General features: G+C 73.6%; 17 protein-coding genes. 10 read left to right on the top strand and 7 right to left on the bottom strand.

The window, feature by feature from the left end; all coding sequences use genetic code 11:
- Positions 1-45: 45 nt before the first annotated feature.
- Positions 46-3,420: a S8 family serine peptidase gene (locus tag ABZ479_RS00510; protein ID WP_500459122.1), complete on the bottom strand. Its 3,375-nt coding sequence runs from the start codon at positions 3,418-3,420 to the stop codon at positions 46-48.
- A gap of 260 nt (positions 3,421-3,680) precedes the next feature.
- Between ABZ479_RS00510 and ABZ479_RS00505 the strand changes: the two genes are divergently transcribed.
- Together ABZ479_RS00505 and ABZ479_RS00500 are read left to right on the top strand one after the other, a co-directional pair.
- On the top strand, positions 3,681-6,839 hold the full coding sequence (locus ABZ479_RS00505) for a tetratricopeptide repeat protein (protein ID WP_500459121.1): 3,159 nt from the start codon (positions 3,681-3,683) through the stop codon (positions 6,837-6,839).
- A gap of 82 nt (positions 6,840-6,921) precedes the next feature.
- Positions 6,922-7,233, top strand: coding sequence for a hypothetical protein (locus ABZ479_RS00500; protein WP_500459120.1), 312 nt, complete (start codon positions 6,922-6,924; stop codon positions 7,231-7,233).
- A gap of 47 nt (positions 7,234-7,280) precedes the next feature.
- Here ABZ479_RS00500 and ABZ479_RS00495 read toward each other — a convergent pair whose 3' ends face one another.
- Both ABZ479_RS00495 and mca read right to left on the bottom strand, forming a co-directional pair.
- The gene (locus ABZ479_RS00495; RefSeq protein WP_500459119.1) at positions 7,281-7,526 is read right to left on the bottom strand and encodes a hypothetical protein; all 246 of its coding nucleotides are present in this window, start codon (positions 7,524-7,526) and stop codon (positions 7,281-7,283) included.
- 4 nt (positions 7,527-7,530) lie between these two features.
- Positions 7,531-8,403 (bottom strand): mycothiol conjugate amidase Mca, encoded by an 873-nt coding sequence (gene mca, locus ABZ479_RS00490; RefSeq protein WP_500459118.1) that lies wholly within the window; start codon positions 8,401-8,403, stop codon positions 7,531-7,533.
- Between the two features lie 107 nt (positions 8,404-8,510).
- On the opposite strand from mca, the gene ABZ479_RS00485 reads away from it, so the two are divergent.
- Together ABZ479_RS00485 and greA are read left to right on the top strand one after the other, a co-directional pair.
- On the top strand, positions 8,511-8,921 hold the full coding sequence (locus ABZ479_RS00485) for a DUF4307 domain-containing protein (RefSeq protein ID WP_499610251.1): 411 nt from the start codon (positions 8,511-8,513) through the stop codon (positions 8,919-8,921).
- A 179-nt stretch (positions 8,922-9,100) separates the two neighbouring features.
- Positions 9,101-9,598, top strand: coding sequence for a transcription elongation factor GreA (greA, locus tag ABZ479_RS00480; RefSeq protein WP_500459117.1), 498 nt, complete (start codon positions 9,101-9,103; stop codon positions 9,596-9,598).
- Between the two features lie 84 nt (positions 9,599-9,682).
- Here greA and ABZ479_RS00475 read toward each other — a convergent pair whose 3' ends face one another.
- From ABZ479_RS00475 to ilvA, 3 genes are all read right to left on the bottom strand, one after another.
- Complete coding sequence (locus ABZ479_RS00475; protein WP_500459116.1) at positions 9,683-10,540, bottom strand: ABC transporter permease; 858 nt, start codon at positions 10,538-10,540, stop codon at positions 9,683-9,685.
- The gene (locus tag ABZ479_RS00470) at positions 10,537-11,499 is read right to left on the bottom strand and encodes an ATP-binding cassette domain-containing protein (RefSeq protein WP_499610124.1); all 963 of its coding nucleotides are present in this window, start codon (positions 11,497-11,499) and stop codon (positions 10,537-10,539) included. The genes ABZ479_RS00475 and ABZ479_RS00470 overlap by 4 nt, the downstream gene beginning before the upstream one ends.
- Positions 11,500-11,707: 208 nt before the next feature.
- A complete protein-coding gene (gene ilvA / locus ABZ479_RS00465) occupies positions 11,708-12,868 on the bottom strand; it encodes a threonine ammonia-lyase (RefSeq protein ID WP_500459384.1) in 1,161 nt (386 codons plus the stop codon).
- Positions 12,869-13,100: 232 nt separating this feature from the next.
- On the opposite strand from ilvA, the gene ABZ479_RS00460 reads away from it, so the two are divergent.
- Genes ABZ479_RS00460 through ABZ479_RS00450 form a run of 3 tightly spaced genes read left to right on the top strand, consistent with a single transcriptional unit; the run spans position 13,101 to position 14,370 of the window.
- On the top strand, positions 13,101-13,595 hold the full coding sequence (locus tag ABZ479_RS00460) for a MarR family winged helix-turn-helix transcriptional regulator (protein WP_089224297.1): 495 nt from the start codon (positions 13,101-13,103) through the stop codon (positions 13,593-13,595).
- A 32-nt stretch (positions 13,596-13,627) separates the two neighbouring features.
- Positions 13,628-14,131 (top strand): sigma factor-like helix-turn-helix DNA-binding protein, encoded by a 504-nt coding sequence (locus ABZ479_RS00455; protein WP_500459115.1) that lies wholly within the window; start codon positions 13,628-13,630, stop codon positions 14,129-14,131.
- Complete coding sequence (locus tag ABZ479_RS00450) at positions 14,128-14,370, top strand: hypothetical protein (RefSeq protein WP_500459114.1); 243 nt, start codon at positions 14,128-14,130, stop codon at positions 14,368-14,370. Before ABZ479_RS00455 ends, ABZ479_RS00450 begins: the two co-directional genes overlap by 4 nt.
- A gap of 965 nt (positions 14,371-15,335) precedes the next feature.
- Here the strand turns inward: ABZ479_RS00450 and ABZ479_RS00445 are convergent.
- Positions 15,336-16,490, bottom strand: a complete 1,155-nt coding sequence (locus ABZ479_RS00445; RefSeq protein WP_500459113.1) for a cystathionine gamma-synthase — start codon at positions 16,488-16,490, stop codon at positions 15,336-15,338.
- A 66-nt stretch (positions 16,491-16,556) separates the two neighbouring features.
- Here ABZ479_RS00445 and ABZ479_RS00440 point away from each other — a divergent pair, with 66 nt between their 5' ends.
- The 3 genes from ABZ479_RS00440 to ABZ479_RS00430 all read left to right on the top strand — a co-directional run bounded on the left by ABZ479_RS00440 (position 16,557) and on the right by ABZ479_RS00430 (position 19,431).
- Complete coding sequence (locus ABZ479_RS00440; RefSeq protein ID WP_500459112.1) at positions 16,557-17,597, top strand: hypothetical protein; 1,041 nt, start codon at positions 16,557-16,559, stop codon at positions 17,595-17,597.
- Positions 17,594-18,238, top strand: a complete 645-nt coding sequence (msrA, locus tag ABZ479_RS00435; protein WP_499610112.1) for a peptide-methionine (S)-S-oxide reductase MsrA — start codon at positions 17,594-17,596, stop codon at positions 18,236-18,238. Before ABZ479_RS00440 ends, msrA begins: the two co-directional genes overlap by 4 nt.
- A gap of 80 nt (positions 18,239-18,318) precedes the next feature.
- Positions 18,319-19,431, top strand: coding sequence for a serine hydrolase domain-containing protein (locus tag ABZ479_RS00430; protein ID WP_500459111.1), 1,113 nt, complete (start codon positions 18,319-18,321; stop codon positions 19,429-19,431).
- Positions 19,432-19,434 lie beyond the last annotated feature (3 nt).

Here is a 19,434-nt window from a genome sequence, read left to right as displayed (position 1 = left end):
GGGCCCGCCGGACGGATCCGGCGGGCCCCTCGGCACGGGCTCCGGCTACTTGAGCAGGTAGGCCTTGATCACGGTCTGCCGGAAGGAGTTGCCCGCCGCGTCCTTGACGTAGGTGCGGAAGCTGACCGATCCGGCCGAGGAGCGGCGCGGGTGCTCCACGGTCACGGTGCGCTCGGTCCCGGAGCCCTTGACCTTCGCGGGGTGCCAGGTCCTGCCCTCGTCGTAGGAGACGTCGACGGTGAAGGTGCGGACAGGGGACTCGGGCGCGCCGCCCGGTCGCTGGACCAGGGCCGGGATGTCGAAGCGGCGTCCGGCCCGGGCCCGGTTCCACTCGTCCAGTTCCGGCGACATGAGCACGGCCATCAGCGGCAGCGCCTGGCGGGTCGCCGCGGTCTGCGACCGGAACCGCCACTCGGACTTCAGGCGCGTGGAGATGGTGCTGGGGACGAGGTCGCGCTCCTGCTCGAACGTGGCGACGTAGTCGGCGGGGGTGACGTCGGCCGGCACCGTGGCGTAACCCCGGGTCGTCGAGACGACTTCACCGTTGCGCCGCAGCTCCCACCGGGGCCGGCTGCTGGTCGAGGTTCCGGCCACCCGGTCGAGGTTCCCGTTGGCGGCGTCCTGGATCGCGAAGGTCATGGCGTCGCCCATCCGGGAGGTGATCATCTCGTCGGGCGTGAAACCCGTGGCCTGGACGCCCTGGTTCCAGCGCTCCTCGACGGTTCCGGCCCGGTAGCCGTGCAGGCGGCTGAGGAAGCTCTGCCCGTGGGCGTCCGGGTCGGTGAAGAAGTTCTGCTCGAAGACGCTCTGCCAGCGCAGGTCCGGGGAGGGCGAGAAGTAGTCGACGCGCCGGGCCGGGAGCGGGAGCCCGTTCATCCCGTGGACCCAGCGGAGGCTGTCGAAGGCCATCCACACGCTGCGGTACGCGGTGGTGTCCGGCGCGGTGGCGGCCAGGGTGCTCTTCACCGTGGCCAGCTCCGACGTGCGGGGACGGTAGCCGGGGTCGGCCGGGATCTGCCCGCGCACCGGCCGGGTGAGGTAGTAGACCGAGGAGGGGTTCCCGTCGGCGCCCGCGGGATCGACCCAGACGGTGTTGACCAGGTAGGTGAACTTCGCGCCCTTGGACGGCGCCGTCGGGATGGCGTACACGTTCCGGATGCGGTCGCCGCCGATCGCGTCGTTCACCGAGATCGAGAACAGGTGACCGTCCGCGCCCACGGTGCCGATCTCGGCCGTCCTGATGCGGGCCGAACGGCTCGGGGCCGACACCGTGACGGGCTTCGCCTTCCGGGCGTCGACGGCGACGTCCCGGTCGGCGCCCATGACGACCTTCGGCGCGCCCACCACGGTGGCCTCGGTGTACTCCGCGTCGAAGAGGAAGCCCTGCACGGAGTAGGTCCTGCCGTCGCGCGGCACCCTCAGCTCGGTGCCGGTCCTGCCGTGCAGTTCCACCTCGCGGACCTCGCCGTCGTCGGCGGTGACCAGCAGGTAGGCGTGGGCGGGGGCCTTGCCGGAGCGGTCCTTCACGGTGAGGCGGAGGCTGTCCGAGGGCTGCTCGACGTCCATGCCGACCGGCACGCGCACCGAGACGGCCCGGTCGGCGGTGGCCGCGACGACCACGCCGCTGTAGGCCGCGTAGGTGGTGGCGGCCTCCGGGGCCGCCGTGACGGTGACGTCCGCGGTGCCGTGGGCGGGCACGGTGACCTGGTCGGCGCCGAGCCGGAACAGGCCCTGCGGCGCGGGCTCGCCCGCGCCGCGGGAGACGTGGAGCGCCAGGCCGAGGGTGACCGGCGCGTCTCCCGGGTTGCGGTAGGTGATCGTCTTCTCCACCGGCGGCCGCGGGCCGTCGGACCAGCGGATCTGCCCGAAGTCCACTGCGGTGGTCCCGGCGGTGACCTGCTGGCCGACCGCGCGGGCGACGTCGACCCGGCCCGCGCCCTGGAAGTAGGCGCCGCGTTCCTTTCCGGCCGCCGTCGACTGCATCAGCTGCCGCTTGACCTGGTCGGGCGTCCAGTCGGGGTGCTGCTGGAAGAGGATGGCGGCGGCACCGGCGACGTGCGGCGTCGCCATCGAGGTGCCGTCCAAAGCGGTGTAGCCGTCCTCGGCGGTCGTACCGCCCGCGCGTGCGGCGACGACGCCGACACCGGGGGCGACGAGGTCGGGCTTGAGGCCGTGGTCGCCCACCCGCGGGCCGACCGAACTGAAGTGGGCGAGTCCGTCGTCGAGGTCGGTGGCGCCGACGGCCAGCGCACGGTCGGCGGAGGCGGGCGAACCGACCTTGCCGGGCCCGCTGTTGCCGGCCGCCGCCACGACCAGGACGCCGTGGTCGCGGGTGACGCTCTCGACCATCGCCTCCAGGGCGTCGGTCTCCGGGGTGTCGGTGTCGCCCAGGCTGAGGCTGATCACCTTGGCGCCGCGCTCGGCGGCCCAGGCCATGCCCTCGATGACGTCGGAGTCGTCGCACTGGCCGCCCGCGTCGCAGACCTTGCCCGACAGGATCCGCGCACCGGGCGCGACCCCCTTGAAGCTGCCCCCGGAAGCCGCGCCGGAACCGGCGACGGTCGAGGTGACGTGGGTGCCGTGGCCGTTCAGGTCGTCGGTGTCCGCCTCGGCGGTGAAGTTGGCGGACTCCTCGACGATGCCCTTGAGGTCCGGGTGGTGCGGGTCGTAGCCGGTGTCGAGCACCGCCACCTTGACCCCGTCGCCCCGGTAACCCTTCGCCCAGGCCTGCGGCGCGCCGATGTGCGGCACCGTCCGGTCGAGCCGGACCTCGGAGCGGCCGTCGAGCCAGACCCGGCGGATGCCCGCGCCGAGGGACGCGACGCCCGCTTCGGCGGGGGCGATGCCCTTCCAGAACTCCGCGGCGTCCCCGCGGTCCTGACGAAGGGTCGCGAAGGAGGTCCCGGCGATGGTGCGGACCCCGTCGGCGCCGGCCGCGGAGAGCCGGCGCCCGGCGGTGCCGGCGTCGCCCGCGTACTCGACGATGAGCGGCAGTCCGGGCCGCTCGGCGTACTTCCCCCGGGCCAGGGCCGAGACGTCGAACAGCGCCTCGTCGAGACGTCCCGCCGTGAGCAGGGGCAGCGCGTCGACGGGTACGACCGACCAGTCGTCGCCGTTCTGGCGCTTGACGAAGGTGATGTGCTCGCGGCCCGGGGCCGGTTGGACGGAGACGCTCTGCCCGCCCGAGGGGGCCGTCTCCAGCGTGACGCGGTCACCGGTGATCAGGGTGACGTGGTGCCGGGTCGTCGCGCTGGACGCCGCCGCCTCGCCCCGCACGGCCGAGCCGGACCGCTCGGTGCCCTGGGCGGCACCCGGTGCGGCGGTCAGTCCCGCCAGCACGGCCGCCAGGGCGGCCGCCGCCGCATACCGCGTCCGAGGGCTTCCGGCCCCCGGCCGTCGTCCGTAGTTCATCTGTGTCATGACGCGACAGCGTGGCCCCGCCACCGGCGGTGGTCAGCACTTCCACCTGTCGGTCAGAGGACAAGTCACCTTTGCGCCAGGGGACATGAGCCGCAAAGAGGCCCGAACCACGACCGCGGAGGAAGCCCCGTGCCGGGCACGTCCCCGGCACCTCCCCAGCACCTCCCCGGCACGGACGGGCGCCCCCGCCCGCGTACGCGGTGTCGCGATGTGGCGCGTTCGGCAGGACACTTGGGGGCGGGCGGCTACCGAGGGGGCCAGTGGTGACGAAGCAGACGCCGCGACGGGGCACGCAACTGAGCACGTCCGACCGGGCCGAGGTGGTACGGCTGCTGGAACAGGCCGTCGCCGGGCGCGGGCGGGACCGCTCCGGCGAGGACGCGGAGGCGCTGCGGCAGGCACGGGCCGCGGTCGACGAGATCGCGGCCGAGGCGTCCGCCGAGTACGCCGCGTACATCGCCGCGCTGGCCGCGGAACGCGCCGGACGCCGGTCCTCGCTGGTCACCCCGGCGCTGGTGACCGCGGTCGCCGCCGTCGCGGCCTGCGTGGCGGACCTCGGCTGGGGCACGCCGACGTCCACCGCGCTGGGCGTGGGCGGCGTGGTGGCGCTCGCCGGGGCGGCGGTGACGGCCGCGCTGACGACCGGTGGCGGCGGCACCCGGCCGCAGGACCTGCGCCGGGCCTGGCTGGAGGCCGTGGAGCAGCGCGGTGTACGGCCGTTCCTGGAACGCCGGCGCGCGGCGACCTCCCCCGCCAAGGTGCCGGCCCAGCGCCGCACCGACCGCAGCGCCGCCGCGCGCGGACGCAGCGTCCTGGAGCAGTCCTTCGCCCAGCTGCCCGCCACCGACGGGCCGTTCGCGGGGCGCCGGGACCCGCTGCGGCAGATCGCCCAGTGGGTGCACCAGGCGCGGGTCTCCCCCGCCTCGGAGCCCGTCGTGGTCGTCCTGCACGGGCAGGCGGGTTCGGGCCGCACCACGCTCGCGGTGCGCGCCGCGCAGCAGCTCAAGGACCAGTTCCGCGGCGCCTGCGTCGTCGACCTGCGCGGCGCCGCGCCCGGGGAGCGCCCGCTGCCCGTACGGGACGCGCTGCTGCACCTGCTCAACCGGCTCGGCGCACCCCGCGAACAGCTCCTGTTCCGCGAGCGCACCTCGCAGGAGCAGCATCTGCGGCGCCTGGCCGACCAGTACCAGAAGCACCTCACCGACGTGCCCGTCGTCATCGTCCTGGACGACGCCGCCGGGCCCGAGCAGGTCCGCGCCCTGGTCCCGGAGCGCTCCGACAGCCTCGTACTGGTGACCTCGGCGGAACCGCTCGCCCTCGACGTGCCGGCGGCCCGGGTGTACGCGCTGCCGGTCGACCCGCTCGGGACGGAGGCGTCGCGGGAGCTGCTGGCCGGGCTCGCGCCCACGGCCCGCACGGCGGCGGACGGCGCCGCCGCCGACGCCGTACGGCGGCTGTGCGGCGGGCTGCCGCTCGCGCTGCGCATCGCGGGCAGTTCGCTGCCGGACCGGGGCGCGGAGCGGCTGGCGGCCGATCTGGCGGCGTACGGGCCGGTGGGCCCCGTCGACCGGGCGCTGGCACTGCGCTACCACGACCAGCCGGAACCGGCCCGCCGGCTGCTGCGCCGGCTGGCGCTCGCCGGGCGGACCAGCCTCGGCGCGGCGGCCGCCGCGGCCCTGCTGGGTGCGGAGGAGCAGGAGGCCGCCCGGCGGCTGGGCGAGCTGGCCTCGGCCGGGCTCATCGAGCACGTGCGCGGCAGCCGCTACCGGCTGCACGACCTCGTACGGCGCTTCGCGCACGCCCGCCTGCTGGACGAGGAGGACCCGGCCGAGCGGACGGCCGCCCAGGAGCGGCTGATCCGCAGCTACGCCGAGCTGGCGGACGCGGTCATCCGGCTCGTCGACGGCCGGACCTCGACCCGCGCCGACCGCTTCGGGCCGCAGGGCTTCCCCTCGCTGGACCAGGCGCTGCGCTGGCTGGACGAGGAGTCGAGCTTCATCACCGCGGCGCTGCGGCACTCCGAGGGCGTCGACCAGCGGGTCGTGCAGCACCTGCTCGGCGCGCTGTGCGACTACTGCCTGCTCCGCGGCGACCTGTACCGGCTGGGCGAGATCAGCGAGCTGGCCCAGGCGCACCAGCGCGAGGCCGACCAGTCGGTGCTGGTCCGCTCGGTGCAGTGGCGCACCGGCATCGCCGCACGGCAGCTGGGCGAGCTGGACAAGGCCCGCTCCACGCTGTCCTCGGTGGTCGACCTGTACTTCGAGGCGCAGCACCCGGCGGGCGCCGCCCGGGCCCTGTGCAGCCTCGGCATCACGCTGCACCAGCAGGGCGGCCTGCGGGAGGCGGAGGCCAAGCTGCGGGAGGCCCTGGAGCTGCAGTCCGGCGACGAGCTGCGGGCCGACCGGGCCTGGACGCAGCACGCGCTGGCCGCGGTGCTGCGCGACGCAGGCCGGCTGGCGGAGGCGCACGGGCTGCTGACCGAGTCGCTGGCCCTGCACCGGGAGAGCGAGAGCGTGCACGGCGAGGCCTGGGCGCACCTGCAGCTGGGCCAGCTGCTGCTGCGGCTCGGCGACGCCGAGCGCGGCGAGAGCGAGCTGCGTACCGCGGGCGAGTGCTACACGGCGACCCGCGACCCCCGCGGCGAGGCCTGGACCGGCACCCAGCTCGGCCGGGCCCGGCTGCTGCGCGGGGACGCCGGCGCCGCCCAGCACCTGCTGCGCGACGCCCTGACCCGCCACCGCGCCAACGAGGACGCCCGGGGCGAGGCCTGGTCGCTGTACTACCTCGGCCAGGCGCTGGAGGAGGGCGGCGAGCTGGACGCGGCCCTGCGGGCCCTGGAGCGCTCCCGCACCATGTTCAGCCGGATGCGCGACGTCTACGGACTGGCCTGCGCCCGCCACCACTCGGCCCGGGTCACCCGCGACCAGCGGGCGGCGCTCACCGGCAACCTGCGCAACAGCGGCTTCGCCCGCCAGCTCCTGCAGGACGCCCGCGCCGACTTCCACCGCGTCGGCGTGCCGCACGGCGAGGGCTGGTCCTGTGTGGAGCTCGCCGTCATCGACGCCGGCAACGGCCGGGTCCCGGCGGCGCTGGAACTGGTGCGGGAGGCGGAGCGGCTCTTCGCCGGCATGGACGACCGGCGCGGCCTGGCGTGGGCGCGCTTCCTGCAGTGCACCCTGCTGCCGCTGCTCTCCCGCGAGGGCGCCGCCGAGGCCCGTGAACGGCTCGCCCGGCTGCGCGACGACACGTACGAGGGCCGCGACCTGGATCTGCAGGAGTACGCGGAGGCCTACGCCCTGCTGCTGGAGCGCGGAGTGGAGCCGGGCACACCGTGGGAGGCGTGGCGGCTGGGCATGGTGCCCTCGCGGGGTGCCCGCATGGTGATGGCCGTGCCGGTGGACCGGGCGGTGGAGGGCTGAGGCCCCGGTCCAGCGTGTCACCCGCGCCACGGCGTCCCGCGGGCGACAATCGCGACGGGGACCGACCGCGAGAGGACGAACCATGGACCGGCTGCCCGCTGCGCTCCAGCCCATCCGCGACCGGGAGCAGGCGCTGCCGCGCGAGGCCAGCATCTACCACGAGAGCCCGGTACGGCACACGATCACCTTTGCGTGGGAGGCGCCGGCCGGCGTCGACGACGCCCTCGCCGTGATCGTCTCCAGCGGCACGCTCCCCGTACCGCCCGTCGGCGGGCACGTCGCCGTGCACGACCACGACGTGCGGGTGGTCGCGGTGCGGACCTCGTACACGCGCTCCGACGACGAGGGTGTCCCGCTGCTCTTCACGCGGGTCACGGTCGCCGCGCCACAGTGAGCACGGCCGCGGTCCCCCCTCCCCTGCGGGAGGGGGTCCGGCGTGCCTCAGCCTGTGCGGCCCGGTCCCTCGGGGCCGGCGACGGAGGCGGCCTTGGCCGGCTCCGTCGGCTGCTCCTCGAAGTCGATCTTCTTGAACTGCTTGTTCATGTTCTTCATCAGCCACCACAGGGACAGGCCGATGAGGGCGAAGATGACGAAGCCGAGCAGGCCCGGCGTCACCTTGTTCTGGTCCAGGTCCTTGACGGCGAGGGGGACGAGCTGGGCTGCGGCCGTGCCGAGAGTCGCGTTCACGCGCTCAATTCTCCCGGATGCCCGCGAAGAGGTCGTCCTCGGGGAGGGAGGTGTCCACCCGGGACTGCGCGAGCTCGTAGTCCTCGGTGGGCCAGACCTCCTTCTGGAGCTCCATCGGGACGTGGAACCAGGCGCCGTCGGGGTCGATCTGGGTGGCGTGCGCGAGCAGCGCCTTGTCCCGGATCTCGAAGAAGTCCGCGCACGGCACGTTCGTGGTGATGTTGCGCTCCGGCCGGTCGGCGGTCTGCCAGCGCTCCAGCCACTCGCCGTACGGGGACTCCAGCCCGCGGGCGAGCAGCGCCTCGTGCAGGGCGACGGTGCGCTGCCGGTTGAAGCCCTGGTTGTAGTAGAGCTTCAGCGGCGTCCACGGCTCGCCGGCCTCGGGGTAGCGCTCCGGGTCGCCGGCGGCGTCGAAGGCGACCATCGAGATCTTGTGGGTCATGATGTGGTCGGGGTGCGGGTAGCCGCCGTTCTCGTCGTACGTGGTGATCACGTGCGGACGGAACTCGCGGATGAGCTTCACCAGGGTGCCCGCGGCCTCGTCGACGTCCTGGAGGGCGAAGCAGCCCTCGGGCAGCGGGGGCAGCGGGTCGCCCTCGGGAAGCCCGGAGTCGACGTAGCCGAGCCAGGACTGCCGGACGCCGAGGATCTCGCGCGCCTCGTCCATCTCCTTGGCGCGGACCTCGTGGATGTGCTCCTCGATGTAGGTGTCGCCCTGCAGTTTGGGGTTGAGCACGGAACCGCGCTCGCCACCGGTGCAGGTGGCGACCAGGACGTCGACGCCCTCGGAGACGTACCGGGCCATGGTGGCCGCGCCCTTGCTGGACTCGTCGTCGGGGTGTGCGTGCACGGCCATCAGTCGCAGCTGCTCGGTCAAGGTCGGATCCTCAGTCATGGGTCGTAAGTAGCGGCTTCTATAGTGACCGAAGCGAGGGGCTGTTTGATTCCAAGGCGGGATTCCCCGGGCCCCGGGAGGACTGGATGATGAGCGCGGAGCGCGACGGGCTGCCCGAGGGACGGTACGGGCGGGGTGCCGGCGCCGACGCGCGCGCGGACCGCAGGCTGCGGCTGGTCGGCTCGGTGCTCGGCGTCGTCCTGCTGCTGTTCGTCGGCTGGATCGGCTGGGACAAGCTCACCGGCACCGAGGTCAGCGCCGAGGTGATCAAGTTCCAGGTCGTCTCCGACCAGGCGGTCCAGGTCCACATCGAGGTGCGCAAGGACACCGGCGTCACCGCGGTGTGCACCCTGCGCTCGCTCGCCGAGGACCACGGCGAGGTGGGCCGCAAGGACGTTCGCCTCAATCAGCACACCAGTCGCATCGACACCGTCGTCACCATTCGCACCACGAGTCGCGGGACTTCCGCGGAACTGGTCGGCTGCCAAGGCGCCGCCTGATCCGACCTGCCCGGCCATTCGCCCCGTGAGCTGGGCCGATGGCTTCTTGATGGCATTCCTCTCGCCGATTGTCGGGGGGAATTGTTACGCTCGTGGTTTCGCCCTCCCGCGAAGACGCATCTTTTTGGGTAGGGCGTTCATTTGTAAGCAAGCGAGTTCGAGTACGACGAGGAGCACCTGTGACCCAGACCAGCGAGAACGTCACCTGGCTGACCCAGGAGGCGTACGACCAGCTCAAGGCCGAGCTGGAGCACCTGTCGGGTCCCGCACGCGCCGAGATCGTCGCCAAGATCGAGGAAGCCCGCCAGGAGGGCGATCTCAAGGAGAACGCCGGCTACCACGCGGCACGGGAGGACCAGGGCAAGCTGGAGCTCCGGATCCGCCAGCTGACGCAGCTCCTGCAGCACGCCAAGGTGGGCGAGGCCCCGGCGGACAACGGTGTGGTCGCGCCCGGCATGGTCGTCACGATCGCCTTCGACGGCGACCCGGACGACACCCTGACGTTCCTGCTCGGCTCGCGTGAGTACGTCTCCTCCGAGCTGGAGACCTACTCCCCGCAGTCGCCCCTGGGCTCGGGCGTGAACGGCAAGAAGATCGGCGAGGACGCGACGTACGAGCTCCCGAACGGCAAGAAGGCCTCGGTGAAGATCCTCGACGCCAAGCCGCACAGCGGCTGAGGCCGTACCGGAACGCGGACGAGCCCCCGGCCGGGAAGGCCGGGGGCTCGTCGCGTGCCGCGGGCGTGCGCCCGCGGGCCACGCTCAGGCGGTCGCCGAACGGTACTTGCGCACCGCGAGGGTGCGGAAGACCAGGATGATGACGATCGACCACAGCACCGAGGCCAGCGCCGGGTGCTGCATCGGCCAGACGTCCGGCGTCTGGTAGTTGGGCGGGAGGTTGCCGAACAGCTCCCTGCAGGCCAGCACGGTGGAGCTGAACGGGTTCCACTCGGCGATGTGCCGCAGCCAGGGGGTCATCTGGTTGGAGTCCACAAAGGCGTTCGAGATGAACGTCAGCGGGAACAGCCAGATCAGGCCGCCGGAGGTGGCCGCCTCCGGGGTACGGACGGACAGGCCGATCAGGGCGCCGATCCAGGAGAACGCGTAGCCCAGCAGGAGCAGCAGGCCGAACGCGGCCAGTGCCTTGGGCAGGCCCTCGTGGACGCGCCAGCCGACGAGCACGGCGACGATCGCGAGGACCACGACGGTGAGGGCCGTCTGCACCAGGTCCGCCAGGGTGCGGCCGGTGAGCACCGCGCCGCGGGCCATGGGCAGCGAGCGGAAGCGGTCGATGAGGCCCTTGTGCATGTCGTCCGCGATGCCCGCGCCGGCGCCGGCGGTGGCGAAGGTCACGGTCTGGGCGAAGATGCCCGCCATCAGGAACTCACGGTAGAGCGCGGGGCTGGTCGAGCCGCCGACGTTCATGGAGCCGCCGAAGACGTAGCTGAACAGCACCACGAACATGATCGGCTGCACGAGGCCGAAGATCACGACCTCGGGGATGCGCAGCATGCGGATCAGGTTCCGCCGGGCGACGACCAGCGAGTCGCGGACGGACTGCACGATCGGGTTGGAGGTGCGCGGCGCGCTGGTGGGGACCGCGTCGGTCACCGTGGTCACTGGGACTCCTCTTCCTTCTCCTCGGCGGCGTGGCCGGTGAGGGACATGAACACGTCGTCGAGCGTGGGCCGGCGCAGACCGATGTCGTCGATCTCGATGCCACGGGTGTCGAGCTCGCGGATGACCTCGGCAAGCAGCTTGGCGCCGCCCGAGACCGGGACGGTGATCCGCCGGGTGTGGCCGTCCACGGTCGTCTCGCCCTTGCCGAAGCCGTTCAGCAGCTCGGTGGCGGTCGCCAGGTGCTCGCGGTCGTGGACGACGACCTCGACGCGCTCGCCGCCCGTCCGGGCCTTGAGCTCGTCGGAGGTGCCGCGGGCGATGACCTTGCCGTGGTCGATCACGCAGATGTCGTGGGCGAGGTGGTCGGCCTCCTCCAGGTACTGCGTGGTGAGCAGCAGCGTGGTGCCGCCGGCGACCAGGTCCTGGATGACCTCCCACAGCGCGAGGCGGTTGCGGGGGTCGAGGCCGGTGGTCGGCTCGTCCATGAACATCACCGGCGGCCTGACGACCAGCGCGGCCGCCAGGTCCAGCCGGCGCCGCATGCCGCCGGAGTAGGTCTTGGCCGTGCGGTCGGCTGCCTCGGCGAGGTTGAAGCGCTCGAGCAGCTCCGTCGCGCGGGCCTTCGCGTCCCGGGCGCTCATCTGGTAGAGCTGGCCGACCATCTGCAGGTTCTCGCGGCCGGTGAGGTACTCGTCGACCGCGGCGAACTGGCCGGACAGACCGATCTGCCGGCGCACCTCGTTGGGGTGCTTCAGCACGTCTATGCCGGCCACGACCGCCTTGCCGCTGTCCGGCTGCAGCAGGGTGGTCAGGACGCGCACGGCGGTCGTCTTCCCGGCCCCGTTGGGGCCGAGGAGGCCCAGGACGGTCCCTTCAGGGACGTCGAGGTCCACTCCGTCCAGTGCCCGTACGTCACCGAAGGTCTTCACCAGACCTTCGGCATGGATGGCGCCTGGCATGCGATGTCTCCGATTCGGGGCTGGGGTGCATGGGGACTGTTGTGGGCGCGCGGCCGTGCGGCAGCGCACCACGATGTGTCGCGAGCATCCCAGACGCGATATATCGCGTCAAGCGGATTACTCTCGCTCCGCCCGCACACGCCGTCCCGCGTCCACGACACCCGACTCCACCATGCCGCACGCCACTGACAATCCGGACCGAACGGCCTCAGAGCAGCACGTACCCCGCCGTCCGCAGCGCCTCCGCCACGGCGGCCCGGTGCTCGGGGCCGCGGGTCTCCAGGTGCAGCTCGACCTCGGCCTCGCTCAGCCCCAACCGAGGATCCGTGCGCACGTGCGCGATGTCCAGCACGTTTGCGTCACTCCCGGAAAGGATCTCCAGCAGCGCCGCCAGCGCCCCCGGCCGGTCCGTCAGCCGCAGCCGGAACGACATGTAGCGCCCGGCGGCCGCCATGCCGTGCCGCAGGGTGCGCTCCATCAGGAGCGGGTCGACGTTGCCGCCGGACAGCACCGCGACCACCGGCCCGTCGAAGGAGTCCGGCCGCGACAGCAGGGCCGCCACCGGGCTCGCCCCGGCCGGCTCCACCACCAGTTTCGCCCGCTCCAGGCACAGCAGCAGCGCGCTGGACAGCTCGTCCTCGGTGACCGTGCGCACCTCGTCCACCAGGTCGCGGACGATGGCGAACGGCACCTCCCCCGGGCAGCCCACCTTGATCCCGTCGGCCATGGTGGCCACCGAGTCCAGCGCCACCGGCCGCCCCGCCGCCAGCGACGGCGGGTACGCGGCCGCGCCCGCCGCCTGCACCCCGACGATCCGCACCTCCGGACGCATCGACTTCACCGCCACCGCGACGCCGGCCGCGAGCCCGCCCCCGCCCATCCCCACGACGATCGTGCGCACCTCCGGGCACTGGTCCAGGATCTCCAGCCCCACCGAGCCCTGCCCGGCCACGATGTCCGGGTGGTCGAAGGGGTGGATGAAGACCGCGCCCGTCGCCTCCGCGTACTCCTGGGCGGCGCGCAGCGTCTCGTCGAAGACCTGCCCGTGCAACCGCACCTCCGCCCCGTACTCACGGGTCGCCGCGACCTTCGGCAGCGGGGCGCCGGACGGCATGAAGACGGTGGACCGCACCCCGAGCAGCGACGCGGCCAGCGCCACGCCCTGCGCGTGGTTGCCGGCGCTCGCCGCCACCACGCCCGCCGCGCGCTCCTCCTGCCGCAGCCCCGCGATCCGCACATAGGCGCCGCGCACCTTGAACGAGCCCGTGCGCTGCAGGTTCTCGCACTTCAGGTGCACCGGGGCGGCCACCAGACGGGACAGGTGACGGCTTCCTTCCATCGGTGTCACGCGGGCCACACCGGACAGCATCTTGTGCGCGCCGCGCACATCGTCGATGGTGACCGGACACGGCCGCGCGGCCACCGTCGCGCGGATCGTACGACGGGCCTGACGTGCGGGGCTTTCCATGGTCCCCAGTCTTGCAGCAGGGGCGGCCGCCCGGACGGACGGAGCAGTTTTCCGCGGCGGGGTCCCGGGGTGACGCTCTCCGCGTACTCTTCTCCCAACCTTCGCAGGACCGACAGAACGCGAGCTTCCGGCCATGCCCATTCCCCCCTCGGAGATCACGACCGACCTCCTGGAGCGCCTGCAGCACGAGGTGGCGCTCTTCGCCCGCCGCGCGGAACAGACGCGCCTCGGTGGCGTCGGCAAGGCCCGCAACTCCATGGACCGGGCCGCGTACCTGCTGCTCCACCGCCTGGACAACGAGGGCCCGATGGGCGTCAAGGCGCTCGCGGAGGGCATGGGCATCGACTCCTCCACCGTCACGCGGCAGGTCGCCCCGCTCGTCGACAGCGGACTGGTCAAGCGCACCTCCCACCCCGAGGACGGGCGGGCGGTCGTGCTCGCGCTCTCCCCGCGCGGGCGTTCACGCCTGGAGGAGGTCCGCAGCTCGCGGCAGCGGCTCATGGAGGTCGTGACCGAGGACTGGACGCCCGAGGAGCGCGAGTCCTTCACCGACCTCCTGGGCCGGTTCAACTCCGCGCTGGCGCAGTACCACTCGTCCGTCACACAGGGAGACGAGCAGAACTCTTGACCTGAGGTCGCCGTCTGCCGTCCCATGTCGCTGTGGGAGAGCGCCGGGAGGCAGCGGAGCGCCTGCGCGAGGCCGAGTTCGAGGCCTTCGCGGCGGGCGCGGCAGGGCGGCTGCTGCACGTCGCCGTCCTGCTCACGGGGGACCGGGCGGAGGGGACCGAGCTGCTGTGCGCCGCCTTGTCGCGCACCTACGCGGACTGGTTCCGGATGCGGGGGGAGGACCCGTACGCCTTCACCCGCGCCGAACTCGTCCGCCGCTTCGCCCACCGGCCCCGCTGGCGGCGCCCCCGCGGCGGTGTGCTCGGCACGCTCGGCGTGCGGGAGCGACTGGTGATCGTGCTGCGGCTGTACGAGGGCATCGCCGAGGAACAGGCGGCCGCGCAGCTCGGCATGCCCTCGGAACGGGTACGGGCGGTCACCCTGCGGGCCACGGCGGCGCTGCGCAGCCGGCCCGTGGGGGGCGACAGAGGCCGCCGGGAGCAGCAGGCGCAGGCGCAGGCGGGGGCGCAGGCGGGGGCCAGGGGGGCCGCGTCGTGAGCCCGTACGACCGCAAGGAGGACGAGGTCCGCCGGCTGCTCGACGGGCCGCACCCCGCGGTCCCCCTGGAACTCGCCCCGCGCGCCGCCGAGCGCGGCCGCCGCGTCCTGGCCCGGCGCCGCGTGGTGCACGCCGTGCTGTGGACGCTGCTCGTCGTGGGGGTCGTCGTCGCGGTCGTCCTCGCGGTGTTGTGGTGGCCGGCGGGGGATCCGCTGGAGACGACGCCGGGCCAGTGGTGACGGCTGCGCCGGGCCACCTGGTCGTTTGCGGTGCCCGTTTCGGCCCGTCGCTTGTGTGCGGGTCGTTTGCGGCTGGGGTTGGGGTTTCTCCCCCACCCTCCCGCCCGATTGCCCGGCGCGATTGGTGCGGGCCTGCGCACTGTGCATGGGTGGGCCGGGGGCGGGGCCTCCGGGGTGGGCATTCTGTACCGCATATTTATGTGCATGACGGGCAGCACTCGTCGGTGCCGTCTCTGCCGCACATCAAATACACGTCAGCGTCCAGAACGCCCACCCCTACGACCCCACCCCCTCCGAATCGACGGCGACCAACGGCCGGTGGGTGGTCAGAAGGCAGTCCGGGGGCACCGCACTGTCCCACGCACCCCCAACGGGACACCCTGCGCCCACACGAGGGGTGCCACCCAAGGGCGGGACAGGGCTCGGTGGCGGCGGACGTGGGCGGCAACCCGGACCGACGCTTTACCGGGCCGTTGTGCGCTCGTACCTCGAGAGGAGGTGTGTCGGGGGTGCTCCCCTGGCCGAAGGCTGAGCAGCGAACCCGGCACCGAACGATCCTGGACGCTGCGGGGCCGTGAGGGGGGCACAGAGCGGTCCGGGGTCACCCCGGTTGCCTCACTGACCCCCCACCGGCCGTTGTGCGCCCATACGACGGGAGGGGGTGTGGCGGGGTGCGCCCATGGGGGTCCCCCCGGCCGAAGGCTGGGGGAGACGAGCGGCGGACGCCGTGCCGAATGACGTAGGGCCAAACCGCGAGCGTTCTGGGGGTCCCCCCGGCCGAAGGTTGGGGGAGTGCGCCGGCGCGGCGCCGACCCCACAACGACGTGCGCAGGCCCGCACCAATCGCGCCGGGCAATCGGGCGGGAGGGTGGGGAAAAAGCCTCAACCCCAGCCACAAACAACCCGCACACAACAACGGGGCCGCGGGGGCACCCCCCGCGACACCGGTGCGGCACAGCGCAGCGCTACGCGCTGAGGGCCTGCCGAAGGTCCTCGAGGAGGTCGTCGACGGACTCGATGCCCACGGACAGCCGCACCAGATCCGCCGGCACCTCCAGTGCGGACCCCACGACGGAGGCGTGCGTCATGCGGCCCGGGTGCTCGATGAGGGACTCGACGCCGCCGAGGGACTCGCCCAGCGTGAACAGCCGCGCCCGGTTGCAGACCTCGACCGCCGCCTCCTCGCCGCCCGCGACGCGGAAGGAGACCATGCCGCCGAACCGCTTCATCTGCTTGGCCGCGACGTCGTGCCCGGCGTGCTCCGGCAGCCCCGGGTAGTAGACCTGGGTCACCTTGGGGTGCAGCGAGAGCAACTCCGCGACGCGGGCGGCGTTCTCGCTGTGCCGGTCCATGCGGACCGCGAGCGTCTTGATGCCGCGCATCACCAGCCACGCGTCGAAGGGGCCGGCGACCGCGCCCATCGCGTTCTGGTGGTAGGCGAGTTCCTCGCCGAGTCCTGCGTCGGCCGCGACCAGAGCGCCGCCGACCACGTCGGAGTGGCCGCCCATGTACTTGGTGGTGGAGTGCACCACGACGTCGGCGCCGAGCGCCAGCGGCTGCTGCAGGTAGGGGCTGGCGAAGGTGTTGTCGACGACGAGCCGGGCGTCCGCGCCGCGCGCGACGTCCGCGAGGGCGGCGATGTCGGTGATCCCGAGCAGGGGGTTGCTGGGGGTCTCGACCCAGATCAGCTTCGTCTCGGGCCGCAGCGCGGCACGGACCGCCGCCGGGTCGGAGGTGTCGGCGACCGACCACTGCACGCCCCAGCGCTCGACGACCTTCGCGAAGAGCCGGAAGGTGCCGCCGTACGCGTCGTTGGGGATGACGACGTGGTCGCCGGGCTTGAGGACCGTGCGCAGCAGGCAGTCCTCGGCGGCCAGGCCGGACGCGAACGCCAGGCCGCGGCGGCCGCCCTCGAGCGCCGCGAGGTTCTCCTCCAGCGCGGTGCGGGTGGGGTTGGCGGAGCGGCTGTACTCGTAGCCGCCGCGCAGGCCGCCCACCCCGTCCTGCTTGTACGTGGAGACCTGGTAGATCGGCGTGACCACGGCCCCGGTCGCGGCGTCGGCCGGCTGACCCGCGTGGATCGCGAGGGTCTCGAAGTTCTGGTGCTGCTGCTCGCTCATACCGCCGAGCGTAGTGCGAGCCGCGGCCCGGGACGTGCCGCCCGGGCCCGCGTAGGCTTGGTCATCATGGAATTCCTGTGGGTGCTGTACGGCGTACTGCTGATCTCCGCGATCGTGCTGGTGCCCCGCATGCTGCGCAACCGCGGTGTGCGGGCCGTCGCCGCGGTCGATCCCGTCCGGTACGGCTTCGTGCCCCGGGAGGACATCGACATCCGGCTGCCTGGTCCGGACGACGAGCTGACGCAGGCGCTGACCGCGACCCAGCGCACCCAGGACTGGCGCGCGGTCGCCGCCCTGCTCAAGGGCACCCCGGCCGAGGGCGAGCTGCGCTGGCAGCGGGTGCAGACGCTGGCGGGGGCCGCGGCGGTCGAGCTGGCGCAGTCCCCCGGCACGGGCGCGGCATGGCTGCGCACCTGGCGGGTCGAGGACGCCAAGGACGCGGGCGGGGCTGCCGTCCACGCGGCGTTCCTGGTGCAGCGGGCCCGGCGGGAGCCGGCCGGCTCCCCGGACGTGCCGATGATCCTGGAGGAGGCCCGTACGGTCGCCGACGAGGCCGCGCTGCTCGCGCCGGGCGACCCCGTGCCGTACGTCGTGGCGCTCGCGGCCGACGCGGACTTCGCCGCCGCCTGGGAGAAGGTCGTCTCCCGCGCCCCGCACCACATGGGCGCCCACCTGGCCGCCCTCGCCCGCCTCCCGGAGGACGCCGCGCGCGACTTCGCCGAGCGGGCCGCCTCCTCCGCGCCCGAGGGCAGCCTGCTGCCGGCGCTGCCGCTCTTCGAGGTCTTCGCGCACCTGCCGGAGGTCATCCTCGTGCGCGGCTTCTACGAGAGCGAGGTCGTCTCGCGGGCCATCGGCGGCGCCCTCTACGCCACCGAGCACGCCTCCCCCTCCGACCCGGTGCTGCCCGTGGTGCGGCACCTGCTGGCGGCCTTCCTGCTGCGCGCGGAGCGCTTCCCGGAGGCGGTCGAGCAGTTCCGCGCCGTGGACGGCTACGCGGGCGCGGTCCCCTGGGCGTACGACGCCGACCCGGCCGCGTCGTACGCCGCCCACCGGGCGCAGGCGCTCGCGGGGCTGGAGTGGAACTCCGTGCGCGGGCGCGCCCGTTGACGCCGCGCCTGCCCACTCCGGAGGAGGCGATACCGGGCCGGCCCGCGCCCCTGTACACGGTGCCCGTCGGGCACACCGTGCTCGGCCGTCCCCTCACCGGCCCCTACCCCGCCGACCTGGAGGTCGCCGACTTCGCGCTGGGCTGCTTCTGGGGCGCCGAGCGCGTCTTCTGGCGGACGCCCGGTGTGTGGACGACGCTCGTCGGCTACGCGGGCGGGTACACGGAGAACCCGACGTACGAGGAGGTCTGCAGCGGCCTCACCGGCCACGCCGAGGTGGTGCGCGTCGTCTTCGACCCGGCGCTGATCACGTACGCGGAACTGCTGAAGGTGTTCTGGGAGGCCCACGACCCCACCCAGGGCCACCGCCAGGGCAACGACGTCGGCACCCAGTACCGCTCCGCGGTGTACACCCACTCCCCGGGGCAGCTCGCCACCGCCCTCGCCTCCCGCGACGCCTACCAGGCCGCCCTGCGCGCCAGGGGGCACGGCACCATCACCACGGCGGTCGTCCCCGCGGGCCCCTTCCACCCGGCCGAGGCCTACCACCAGCAGTACCTGGACAAGAACCCCGGCGGCTACTGCGGCATCGAGGGCACGGGCGTGGCCTGCCCGGTCGGCATCGCACCGGCCGGCGGCTGAGCCGAGCCCTCCGGGCGGGTCCCGGCCGGGGGCGGGAAATTCGATTGCCCCCGGCCGGCCGATGCGCGCTAATACGGCGCATGGCCGATATCCAGGGCACGTACGACGACCTGTTCACCGCGGTGCCGGGCGCGCTGGCCGGACTGCTGGACGAGGGGGACGCGGGGGGCTCGGTCGCGGTCTTCGTGGACGGCGAGCCCGTGGTGGACGTGTGGGGCGGGTTCGCCGACGCGGCCCGGACGGTCCCGTGGCAGCGGGACACGGTCACCGGCGTCTGGTCCGTCACCAAGACGATGACCGCACTGTGCGCCCTCGTCCTGGCGGACCGCGGCGACCTCGACCCGGACGCGCCGGTCGCCCGCTACTGGCCGGAGTTCGCCGCGGCGGGCAAGGAGAAGGTGCTGGTACGGCACGTGCTCGCGCACACCGCGGGACTGCCCGACTGGGACGGGCCGGTCGAGGAGCTCTACGACTGGCCGGCCGCCACCGCGCGGCTGGCCGCGCTGGCCCCGCAGTGGGAACCGGGGACCGCGGCCGGGTACCACTCGCTCACCCAGGGCCATCTCGTGGGCGAGGTCGTACGGCGCGTCACCGGTCTCAGCGTGGGCGAGTTCTTCGCGCGGGAGGTGGCCGGGCCGCTGGGCGCCGACTTCCACATCGGGCTGCCCGCCGAGCACGACCACCGGGTGGCGCTCGCCGTCCCGCCGCCCTCCCGCGACGAGGACTACACGGCGAGCGCGCGCGACGCCGACTCCCCCGCCTCCGGCACCGCCATCCGGCTCCGCGACGGCAACAGCGTGGCCTGGCGCCGCGCGCAGATCCCCGCGGCGAGCGGTTTCGGCAACGCCCGCTCGGTCGCCCTCGTGCAGTCCGTGCCGGCCTGCGGCGGTGCGGTGCGCGGGGTGCGGCTGCTGTCGCGGGCAGGCTGCGACCGTGCGCGGGAGGAGCAGTTCAGCGGTGAGGACCGCGTCCTGGGCATGCCGGTGCGCTGGGGTCTGGGCTACGGGCTGTTCGGCGACTCCTTCGGCTGGGGCGGCTGGGGCGGCTCGATCGTCATGGTCGACCCCGGTGCCCGCATGACGGTGGCGTACGTGACCAACCAGATGCGCGAGCCCGCGCAGGACAACCGGGGCCTGGAACTCGTGATGGCCGCCTACGACGGCCTCACGGGCCTGCGGGCGGGCAGGGGCTGACGC

Source organism: Streptomyces sp. NPDC005722, assembly GCF_040630935.1.
Lineage (GTDB): Bacteria > Actinomycetota > Actinomycetes > Streptomycetales > Streptomycetaceae > Actinacidiphila.
This window is presented reverse-complemented; position numbering and strand designations above follow the sequence as displayed.